Raw genomic sequence first — 10125 nt, forward strand, 5'->3', positions numbered from 1 at the left:
TGTTCGATTCGTCTGGTTCGACAGGCTGCCGGCTATTCGCCGTTCAGCATCGGGGTGAGCTTGTCGTCGTATTCCTTGGCGAGCGCCTTCAGGTCGGTGGAGCCCTCGATCTTGCTGAAGAACTCCTCCATCACGAGGGAGCCTTCGACCGTGGCCCAGCCGGGCGCTGCCGGGGTGAGCTTCGAGTTCGAGGCCGAGGCGATCAGCGCCTGGGCGAACTGGTCGTCGCCGAGCGAGTCCACGTAGTCGCTGTTCGCCGGGCCGAGGCCGTTCTGGCCGAGCATCGTCTGGTACTCCTCCGAGTAGATGATCCTGAGGAGGCTCTTGGCCAGCTCGGGGTTCTTGCTCGTCGCAGAGATGCCGATGTTGGATCCGCCGGCGAACACCGGGGCGGGCTTGCCGTCGTTGCCTGGCAGGGCGAAGACCGCGTTCTTGGTGTCATCCCAGGTGCGGGTGGCCTTGCCGTCAGCGTCGGTGCCGAGAGTTCCGATCGACCAGTGCGCCCAGGTGGGGGCCATGATCGTGGCGGCGGACAGTGAGGTGTTCGACGTGACGGCGCCCTCGGCATCCTTGATCTCGTCGCTGTCGTTCAGGTAGATGTACTGGTTGGAGTCCTTGGCGTCGTTGGGCGCGTTGGAGGCTGACTTGTACAGCTCCTGCAGCTGGGCGAGGCCGGTCAGGGTGTTCTCCGAGGCCAGCGTCGAGGTCCAGGTGCCGTCCTTGACGGTGGCGAGTTCGCCGTCGTTGGCGAAGATCCAGGAGATGCCGTTGCGCCAGTCCTGACCGCCGAGGTAGAAGCCGGAGAAGTCGGGGATGTTCAGCGGGTTGGCGGCGTTGATCGCGGCGACGCCGGCGTTGAACTCCTCGAGGGTGGTGGGCTGCTCGACTCCGGCTGCCGCCCAGACGTCGGCGCGGGTGAATACGGCGCGGGAGCCGAAGTAGTAGGGCAGGGCGTAATTCTTGTCGCCCACCATGCCGGCGTCGACGAAGGACTGCAGCAGGTTGGTGCCGCCGAGCTCCTCGTACATGTCGGAGATGTCGAGGAACGCACCCACGTTGGTGAAGGTCGACGACTGGGTGTTGCCCAGCTCGGTGACATCCGGGGTGTTGTTGGCGTCCGGCAGTGAGGTCGTCAGCTTGGTGACCAGGTCACCCCAGTCCTGCTGCTGGATGTTCAGGGTGGCGCCGGTCTGTGCGGTGAATTCGGACTTCAGGTAGTCGCGCAGTTCATCGGGGGTGTCGCCGCCGGCGAGCCAGAGGGTGATGGTCTTGTCGCCGTTGTCGGTGGAGGCGTCGGTGCCTTCATCGGTGGCGGACGAACATCCCGCCAGCACGAGCGCGGAGGCAGTGGCCAGCGCGGCGAGAGATGCGAGCTTTCTCTTCATGAGATATTCCTTTCGTGGATTGCCGACGTTGGCGGGCGCCACATCGTTGGTGCAGGGGAAATCCGTCGGCTAGGAAACGCCGAGTTGTGCGGAGAGAACCATGACGGCCGCGCCGCGCAGAACGATGTCCTCCCCCTGCGCGGTCATCCGCAGGGTGAGATCGCCGGTTTCGGTGGCCATGGTCCTCGACCGGAGGGTCTCGACGGTGGCCGCGGAGAGGGCGCCGTCGAGAAGTTCGGGGGGCCCGCTCAACACGATCTCGAGCAGGTTGAGGGCACCGACGACGGGGGCGAGGATGATGCCGAGCCGGCGGCCCGCCTCGGTGAGGATGTCGGAGGTGGCGCGCTCGGCATCCGCCGGGGTAGCCGCCGCGGCGGTGGCGTCATGGATCGCCGCGGTCAGCCGCGGTACGGAGAGCCAGGCCTCGAGGCAGCCGGACTTGCCGCAGGCGCACAGCGGGCCGTCGTCGGTGCCGACCACGACGTGGCCGATCTCACCGGCGGCGAAGCGCTCGCCGAAGATGGCGCGACCGCCGATCAGCAGCCCGGCGCCGACACCGTGGCCCACTTTGATCAGGAGCAGATCGTGGTCGGCGCCGCCGAAGCTGTGTTCGGCGAGCACGGCGGCGTTGGCGTCGTTGACCACCCGAACGGGCAGACCGGTCAGCTCCTGGAGCCGGGCCTGGAGCGGCTGGTCACGCCAGCCGAGGTTGGGCGCGTTGCGCACGACTCCCGCCCGGTCCACGATGCCCGGAGACCCGATTCCGACACCGAGGATCGGGGCGGTGGCCGCGGCGATGACCTGGGCGAGCAGCTCGGCGACCGTGTCGTAGGCGGCCTCGCCGCGGGCGCCGGCCAGGTCGAGTCCGGAGCTGGACAGCACCGCACCGTCAAGGCTGAGCACCGCGCCGCGCAACCGGGTGTGACCGGAGAGGTCGAGTGAAACGATCTGGAACGCGGACCGGTTGATGTCGAGCAGGGTGGCGGGCTTGCCTGGACGCGGTTCCTGGCGCTGGCCCAGTTCGATGACGAGGTTCTCCCCCATCAGCTCGCTGATCAGGTCGGAGACCGTCACCCGGGTCAGGCCGGTTTCCCGGGCCAGGTCAGCGCGGCTTTGCAGGCCGGCGCGGTACAGCGTTTGCAGCACCAGGGTGCGGTTGTTCAAGCGGATGTGCTCGGGCAAGACCTTCGCGGTGGGGCGGAGGGCTCGGTCCTGGATCGTCCGCGGGGCGCCGGTTGCTGTCATGTTTGTTAGTAAACCTTACGAACGAAATGCGCGCAAGGGAGAACAAACTATTGGTTGGGTTGTTTACCAAGTCGTAACGCGGCGATGCTATCCGCCGCCTGGACGCCCGCCTGGATGCCCGCCGCGCTCAGCGGGGCAGGCCACGATAGTGCGCGCGAAGCTCGGAGCTGAGGTGCTCGATGGCGTAGCTGAGCATGGTGCGGGGCATGCGGCCCGCGTGCAGGTCGAGAAAGCCGAGCAGCAGGTCCCGGTCGACGCGGGCGCCGACCTCGCGCAGCATCCAGCCCACGGCCTTGTGCATCAGCGGCTCGGGATCACCCAGCAGCCGCGCGGCCAGGTCGAGGGTGGTGGTGGCGTCGCCGCGCCGGATGAAGGCCGAGGTGGCGATGACCGCCACCCGCCGTTGCCAGAGCACCTCGCTGGCGGCGAGCTCAGCCAGCAGCCCGCGCGGCCGGTCGAACAGGTACTCGCCGAGCAGCCCCGGCGCTGAGGAGTCCACCAGGTCCCAATTGTTCACCCGGCCGGCCCGCAGCTGCGCGAGATAGAACTCAGCAAGAACCCGGCGCCGGGGGTCGTCACGGGTGCGCGGGGCGCTTGCCCGGGCGAATTGCGCCACCAGGATCAGCAGGGCGGCGAGTCGGTGCTCGTGCACCGGGCCGGCCAGGAGCAGGTCGATCTCGTGCATCGGCAGGGTGGCGAACCGTGTGACCACCGCTCGGGTCTGCGGCACGGTGACGCCGATGAACACATCACCCTCGGCGTACTGCCCTTGCTCGGTCTGGAAGTACCGGGCGGCCCCGGTGGCGCGCTCCGGATCGGCGATCGCGCTGAGCGCCGCCCGCACCTCGGCCGCGGTGGCACTGCCCGAAACGCGCCCGGCATCCGTCATGGCAGCAGGCTAGCGCCTGGGCGGCAGATCAGCGCCGCGTGGTGCGGATCGCGCCGTAGGCGCGCATCAGCTGGGGCACCACAAGGTACACGGCGACCGGCACCACGACCACCGAGAGCACAAAGGCGCGCAGAACCGGATTCCAGTCGGTGGCGAACGGGGCAATCGCGAAGAATCCGAGCGTCACCAACGGGAAGATGGCGATCCAGGTGATCACGGCCCGCACGTGCACAGACGGGGGTGCGGCACTTCCGCGGGGAGCTGGGGGTAGTGACACTGGGTCTTCCTTTCGAGAGATGAGCGGCCGATGATCACGACCTCGTCCCCCTACAGTGCGGCCGCCGCGAAATTCCTGAAACTATCGTTGCCAAAAGTGGGACACGCTGCTTAGCTGTCCGCATGAGCAGCACTCCCCGGATCAACGACGAGCTGAGTCAGATCGCACCGCGCCTGCGCCGCGCCCGCGAAAAGAAGAACGTCACGCTGGCCGAACTCGCCACCGCAACCGGGATCTCCAAGAGCACGCTGTCCAGGCTCGAGTCCGGGCAGAGAAAGCCCAATCTCGAGCTCCTGTTGCCCATCGTGGCCGCTCTGGCGGTGCCGTTCGAGGAGATCGTCAGCCCGCCCAGGGTGCAGGACCCGCGAGTACCGCAGAGGTCCACGCGGGCGGATGGCCGCACCCTCACGCCCCTCTCACAGCACCAGGGTGAGCCCCAGGCCTTCAAGATCGTCATCCCCGCCACCGATCGGGAGCCCGCACCCCGCACCCACACCGGGTACGAGTGGATCTACGTGCTCTCCGGTCGCCTTCGGCTGATCCTGGGCGAGCACGATGTGGTCCTGGGCACGGGTGAGGCGGCGGAGTTCGACACCCGCAATCCCCATTGGTTCGGCTCCACCGGCACCGATTCGGTGGAGATCCTCTCCATGTTCGGCAAGCAGGGCGAACGCATCCACCTGCGCGCCCGGTCGACATCGGCGACGTCGAGCTAACCGTTCGGTCGGTGCAATCACGCGCCAAACCGGGCCAAGACGGCGATTCACTGCGGAGACCCGCATGAAAATGCCGTCAACCCCCGGTTACGCTGGGGGCGGCGCACACCGGTGTATTCCAGTTCAGTGCGCCGCACGCACGTCGCGCCCGCGGCACTCACGAGGACGGGAGGTTCCCATGTCGAATTACATTGCAGATGCACTGGTCGGTGAGCCCGAGGTTCTCGAGGACACCCTGGTCGCCGACCTGACCGGCTCGCCCGCCTGGCTGCGGCTCAAGACCGCCGCCGCCGCTCTGCAGACCGTGCAGGCTCAGGACGGTTCGATCCCCGAGGCCGGCGCCCACGCGGATGCGCAGGTGTCCGTCGCCGAGATCACCGCCGCGGTCACCGAGCTGGCGCCGCACTTCCCGCACGATGCCGACTATCTGGCCGCCGTTGTGGTCGATTTCGACCGCTGGGCGGCCGGCGGCTTCGGCGTGCCCGACTTCTACGACTCGCTGCTGGCCTTCCAGCCGCAGCAGCACCGGGAGGACGGCATTCGGCACCTGGTGGTGTTCCCGATGTACACCCAGAACGGCAGCCCTAACCGGCTCGTCGAGGCGGTGCTCATCGAGGTGCTCTGGCCGGAGTTCGTGGCCGAGCTCGAGACCGAGTACACCAACAAGCTTTTCGTGCCCATCCGCTTTCTCGACTTCACGGCCGGGTACGACACCAACTCGGCGGTGCTCTTCCCCGAGACCGTGGCGATGCGGCAGATCCCCACGTTCACCTGGGGGGCCATCTTCGCCGACCGGGAGGCCGCGAGGTTCCGCAGGGTGGTGCGCGCCGCGGCCGAGATCACCCGGCTCCAGCTGCCCGCAGAGGCCGAGGCGCTGCTCGACGACCAGCACCTCACCGAAGAGACCTTCGTGATGTGGGACCTCATCCACGACCGCACCCACATGCGCGGCGACCTCCCCTTCGACCCGTTCATGATCAAGCAGCGGATGCCGTTCTTCCTCTATTCACTCGAGGAGCTGCGCTGCGACCTCACGGCGTTCCGCGAGTCGGTGAAGATCGAACGGGACGAGGCCGCCAGCCCCGAGGCCCGCCGGCACGCGAAGCTGGTGCAGTACGCGGTCATTTTCGATCGTATCTTCAGGTTCTCGATCACCGGCAGTCGGGTGCGCAACTATGACGGCCTCGGCGGCCAGCTGCTGTTCGCCTGGCTGCACCAGCACCACGTGCTGCACTGGACCGACACGGCGCTCTCCTTCGACTGGGAGGCGGTGCCCGATGTGGTCATCGCGCTCGGCGCCCAGATCGACGAGCTCTATTGGGAGTCGATCGACCGGCCGAAGAAGGCGCACTGGCTAGCCGCCTACGAGATGCTGACGAAGACGCTTACGCCCAACCCGGCGTCGGCGTGGGCTCGCGGGCTGCCGCTCGAGGTGCTCGCCGGCGCGCCGAAGGGGTACACCGACCTCGTCCTTGACGACGAGTTCCCGCTCTCGATGTTCTTCGAGGCGCTCGACAAGAAGATGAAACCCGTCATCGAGTCGACCAGGGGCATCACGGCGGATGCGTAGGCCCACGCTGGTCGACCCGTCCGGTGATCCCGGCCAGCCGGGGGCTGCCGGGCACACCGTGCTGATCGCCGGGGCCACCAGCACCGCCGGGGTGGCCGTCGCGGCCGCCCTGGCGGGGGCCGGGGCCCGAGTGCTGGCCGTGGGCTCCAACGAGGAACGGCTGGCGCGGGTGCTCGAGGTGGCGCCTCAAGCCTCCGTCTACGTCGCTGACCTGACCGATTTTACGGCGGTGACCGCCCTCGCCGCCACCGTGCACACCGAACACGGACCCGTCGACGGGCTCGTGCACCTGGTGGGCGGCTGGCGTGGTGGCGGCGGGCTCGACGGTCAGACCGACGAGGACTGGGACTTTCTGCACCAACGCGTCCTGCAGACGCTGCGCAACACCACTCGCGCGTTCAACGCCGATCTGCTGGCCTCGTTCACCGGCCGGCTGGCGATCGTGTCGTCGGTGTCGGTGGATGCGCCCACCCCCGGCGGCGCCAACTACGCCAGCGCCAAGGCCGCCGCCGAGACCTGGACCCGGGCAGTGGGCCACGGTTTCGCCAAGGCCGGCGACACCGCCGCGGCCGTGATCTTCGCCGTGCGCGCCCTCGACGGTCTCGAGGCCCGGCTGGCCGCCGAGGTCGTGGCCCTCTGGGACTCCCCCGCCGCGTCCCTGAACAACACCCGCCGCATCCTCACCCCCTGACCGGCAGCCCCGGCCGGCGCAACCATCGAACCTCCCCCTGGGGGCTGATTCGCCCGCGGCGCGACGGCGCTAGCGTGGGGGCATGACTGCCCTAGCCCGCACCGAACCGGTCACCGATCTGCTGGCCGACCCGCTGGCCGACGGATGGCGGCGGCCGCGCGGCTCCCGCTCCGCCTACCGGGTCGATGCCTGGGTGGCCCTGGCGCTGGCCGGCGGCACCGCCCTGAGTATTTCGCTGAGCCTCGGCACCGGGCTCATGGGGGATGCGCCGTGGTGGCAGGTGGCGATCTGGGTGGCGCTCATCGCGCTCCCCCTGGCCGTCCGCCGCCGCTGGCCTGAGGCCGTGGCACTTCTCGTCTCCCTGGTCTTCGCCGTGTTCGGCAGCATGGGCGTCTCCGACGGCCTGTTTTCCAGCATCTGCCTCTATGTGGCCATTTACTCGGTGGGCGCGTGGAGCCACCACCGCACCATCGCCCGGTGGACGCGGCTGGGCATCATCGCGGGCATGTTCATCTGGTTGTTCTGGAGCCTGTTGGAGACAGCCAACCAGGCCACCGTCATCCCCGAACTATCCAGGGACGGGTTCTTTTCGCCGTACGCCGCCTACGGACTGCTGCAGGTTCTGATGAACCTGGTCTACTTCTGGGCCGCGTACTACTTCGGCGGCGCCGCCTGGCTCGCGGCCCGGCGCTCGGCGGCGCTCGAGGCACGCACCCGTGAGCTCGCCACCGAACGGGAGCGCACCGCGGCGCAAGCCGTGAGTCTCGAGCGGGTGCGGATTGCCCGGGAGTTGCACGATGTTGTCGCCCACCACGTGTCGTTGATGGGCGTCCAGGCCGGCGCGGCCAGGCGCATCCTCGACCGCGACCCCGCCGCCGCCGCCCGCGCGATCGCGGTGATCGAGGAGAGCGCCCGCACCGCGGTGGACGAATTGCACACCATGCTCGGTGCCCTGCGCGCCGATGACGCCGACTGTGACGGCGACCAGCCCGCTCACCAGAGCACCAGCACCCGCGGCGTCGACCAACTCGCCGAACTCGCCCAGGAGAACACCGACGCCGGGCTGGTCGTGCGGCTCCAGGTGATCGGCGAGCCGCGGCCGGTGCCCGGCACCATCGGACTCAGCCTCTACCGCATCGCCCAAGAGGCCCTCACGAACACCCGCAAGCACGCCGGTTCCGGTGCGACCGCCGAACTGCGTCTGCGCTACGAGCCGGATGCCGTGGAACTGGAAGTCACCGACACCGGTCGCGGCATCCGCCCGCCTGTCGGCTCGCCCACCGCGCAGGGCGCACCCGGCGGACTCGGCCAGCAGGGGATGCGCGAGCGCGTTGCGGCCGTCGGCGGCTCCCTCGAGCTGGCCAACCGGCCCCGCGGCGGCTATCTGGTGCGCGCCCGCGTTCCGCTCGCCGGCCCGCCGCCGGCCGCCGATACGCCCATCCCCTGGCCGTCCGCCGGGGAGCCTCAGACCGTGCGGGCCGCCGAATGAGCGCGCCGATCCGGGTGCTCCTGGTCGACGACCAGGCCCTGGTGCGCGCCGGATTCCGCATCATCCTCGAATCCGAGCCGGGCATTGTGGTGGTCGGCGAAGCCGTGGACGGCGCCGCAGCGATCCGCCAGGCCGCCGCCCTCCAGCCCGACGTGATCTGTATGGACGTGCAGATGCCGGGCATGGACGGGCTCACCGCCACCCGCGCGATCGTGGCAGATCCGACCAGCCGCGCCGCGGTGCTCGTGCTCACCACCTTCGACAGGGAGGACTACCTGTTCGCCGCCCTGCAGCACGGCGCCAGCGGGTTCCTGCTCAAGAACGCCTCGCCGGAGTCCCTGGTTGAGGCGGTGCAGGTGCTCGCCCGCGGCGACGCCCTGCTCTCCCCCGAAATCACCCGCCGGGTGATCGCCCGCTTCGCCGGCACCTTCTCCCCCTCCCCGCTTGCCGCCGCACCGGATGCCGCGCCCGTGCACGGCGCGCACCGGCCGGAGCCGGCGGCGGTGGGCATGCTCACCGAGCGGGAGCGGGAGGTCTTCGAGCTGATCGCGCTGGGCCTGGCCAACGCCGAGATCGCGGGTCGGCTGTACCTCGGCGAGGCGACGGTGAAGACCCACGTCTCGAAGGTGCTGCAGAAACTCGATCTGCGCGACCGGATCCAGGCCGTGGTCTACGCCTACGAACACGGCATCGTCGTGCCCGGGGCGCCGCAGCAGCGCTGACCGGCGCTCCCGCACGTCACGTTTCGGCCGCTCGCCCCTCCTCCACAGGGCGGACGTTGTCGACCTCTCCACAGCTTGGTTTCTGGGCCGGGGAGTGTCGGTGCTGGGTGCTTCACTGTCCCTATGGCCACCTCAGCTGCCACACCCGATCACACCCCCGATGACCCTGCGCACCCCGCGGTGGATCCTGTCGCGGCGGCGATCAGCGCGGTCATCGACCCGCTGATCGTGAACGAGAAAGTCATCGCGGCCGGCTACGCCGAGCGCAGCCGGCTGCTGACGGAGCTGGACCGGCTCGGCCACCAGCGGCGCATCATCAAGGGGCTGGGCGGGGACCCTGTCGAGTCCGGCCGGAACGACCCCGATACCGGCGCGCACGGCCCGGCCTGGGACGACGAGGAGCTCGCCCGCCGCAGCATGGCCGCCGAGGCCGCCGGGGCGCTACGGCTGACGGCCACCACGGCGGGCATGATGATCTTTGACGCCGCCCGCCTCACCGGGCAGCTGCCCGGCTTCCACCAGGCGCTGAGCCAGGGCAGCATCACCTGGGGTCATGCGGTGAAGATGCTCACCCTCACCGACGGCGTCCCCGAAGAGATCCTGGGTGCGTTCGAAGCCAAGGTCCTGCCGGCGGCAGAGAAACTGACCTCCACCCAGTTCGTGCGGGTCGCCGGCCGGATCCTCAACCGGATGCACCCGGTGCCGTTGCAGGACCGCGCCGACGCCGGCTTCGTCAAGCGTCGGGTGGTGCTCAGCCCCGACGCCGACGGGATGGCCTGGCTGAACGCCTACCTCAAGGCCGAGGACGCCCAGACGATCTACGACCTGCTCAGCCACATCGCCACAGACCTCGACACCGACACTGCGGCGCCAGGGGCCGATGCGGCCGGCATCGATGCGGCCGTCCCACCCCGCACCAAAAACCAGCGCCGCGCGGACGCCTACCGCGACCTGCTCCTGGACGGTGTCGGGCCCAGTGGCCTCGGCCACGGCATCCGCGGCACGGTCAGCATCACGGTGCCGGCACTGACCCTGCTGGGCCGAAGCGACGAACCCGCCATCCTCGACGGCTACGGCCCCATCGACCCCGAGACCGCCCGCCGGATCGCGGGCACGGCAACCAGCTGGTCCCGGATCCTCA

General features: G+C 69.4%; 10 protein-coding genes. 6 read left to right on the forward strand and 4 right to left on the reverse strand.

All coding sequences use genetic code 11. The features are described from left to right. Positions 1 to 32: 32 nt before the first annotated feature. The 4 genes from C3B61_RS14220 to C3B61_RS14235 all read right to left on the reverse strand — a co-directional run bounded on the left by C3B61_RS14220 (position 33) and on the right by C3B61_RS14235 (position 3796). Entirely contained in the window at positions 33 to 1385 is a 1353-nt protein-coding gene (locus C3B61_RS14220; RefSeq protein ID WP_103461272.1) for an extracellular solute-binding protein, read from the reverse strand. 69 nt (positions 1386 to 1454) lie between these two features. After that, positions 1455 to 2630, reverse strand: coding sequence for an ROK family transcriptional regulator (locus C3B61_RS14225; protein ID WP_103461273.1), 1176 nt, complete (start codon positions 2628 to 2630; stop codon positions 1455 to 1457). A 127-nt stretch (positions 2631 to 2757) separates the two neighbouring features. Beyond that, on the reverse strand, positions 2758 to 3519 hold the full coding sequence (locus tag C3B61_RS14230) for a DNA alkylation repair protein (protein ID WP_103461274.1): 762 nt from the start codon (positions 3517 to 3519) through the stop codon (positions 2758 to 2760). Positions 3520 to 3547: 28 nt separating this feature from the next. After that, positions 3548 to 3796, reverse strand: coding sequence for a putative antibiotic biosynthesis monooxygenase (locus C3B61_RS14235; RefSeq protein ID WP_133160304.1), 249 nt, complete (start codon positions 3794 to 3796; stop codon positions 3548 to 3550). Positions 3797 to 3918: 122 nt separating this feature from the next. On the opposite strand from C3B61_RS14235, the gene C3B61_RS14240 reads away from it, so the two are divergent. From C3B61_RS14240 to C3B61_RS14265, 6 genes are all read left to right on the forward strand, one after another. Further along, complete coding sequence (locus C3B61_RS14240; protein WP_103461275.1) at positions 3919 to 4512, forward strand: helix-turn-helix domain-containing protein; 594 nt, start codon at positions 3919 to 3921, stop codon at positions 4510 to 4512. A 178-nt stretch (positions 4513 to 4690) separates the two neighbouring features. Next, a complete protein-coding gene (locus C3B61_RS14245; protein ID WP_103461276.1) occupies positions 4691 to 6082 on the forward strand; it encodes a DUF6421 family protein in 1392 nt (463 codons plus the stop codon). After that, entirely contained in the window at positions 6075 to 6773 is a 699-nt protein-coding gene (locus tag C3B61_RS14250; protein ID WP_103461277.1) for an SDR family NAD(P)-dependent oxidoreductase, read from the forward strand. Before C3B61_RS14245 ends, C3B61_RS14250 begins: the two co-directional genes overlap by 8 nt. 82 nt (positions 6774 to 6855) lie before the next feature. Then, complete coding sequence (locus C3B61_RS14255) at positions 6856 to 8262, forward strand: sensor histidine kinase (RefSeq protein ID WP_103461278.1); 1407 nt, start codon at positions 6856 to 6858, stop codon at positions 8260 to 8262. Continuing rightward, positions 8259 to 8984, forward strand: coding sequence for a response regulator (locus tag C3B61_RS14260; protein ID WP_103461279.1), 726 nt, complete (start codon positions 8259 to 8261; stop codon positions 8982 to 8984). The genes C3B61_RS14255 and C3B61_RS14260 overlap by 4 nt, the downstream gene beginning before the upstream one ends. Before the next feature lie 123 nt (positions 8985 to 9107). Then, positions 9108 to 10125 (forward strand): DUF222 domain-containing protein (locus C3B61_RS14265; RefSeq protein ID WP_133160305.1); only part of this gene is annotated, 1018 nt, incomplete at its 3' end.

It is taken from the genome of Cryobacterium zongtaii (assembly GCF_002909375.1).
GTDB classification, from domain to species: domain Bacteria; phylum Actinomycetota; class Actinomycetes; order Actinomycetales; family Microbacteriaceae; genus Cryobacterium; species Cryobacterium zongtaii.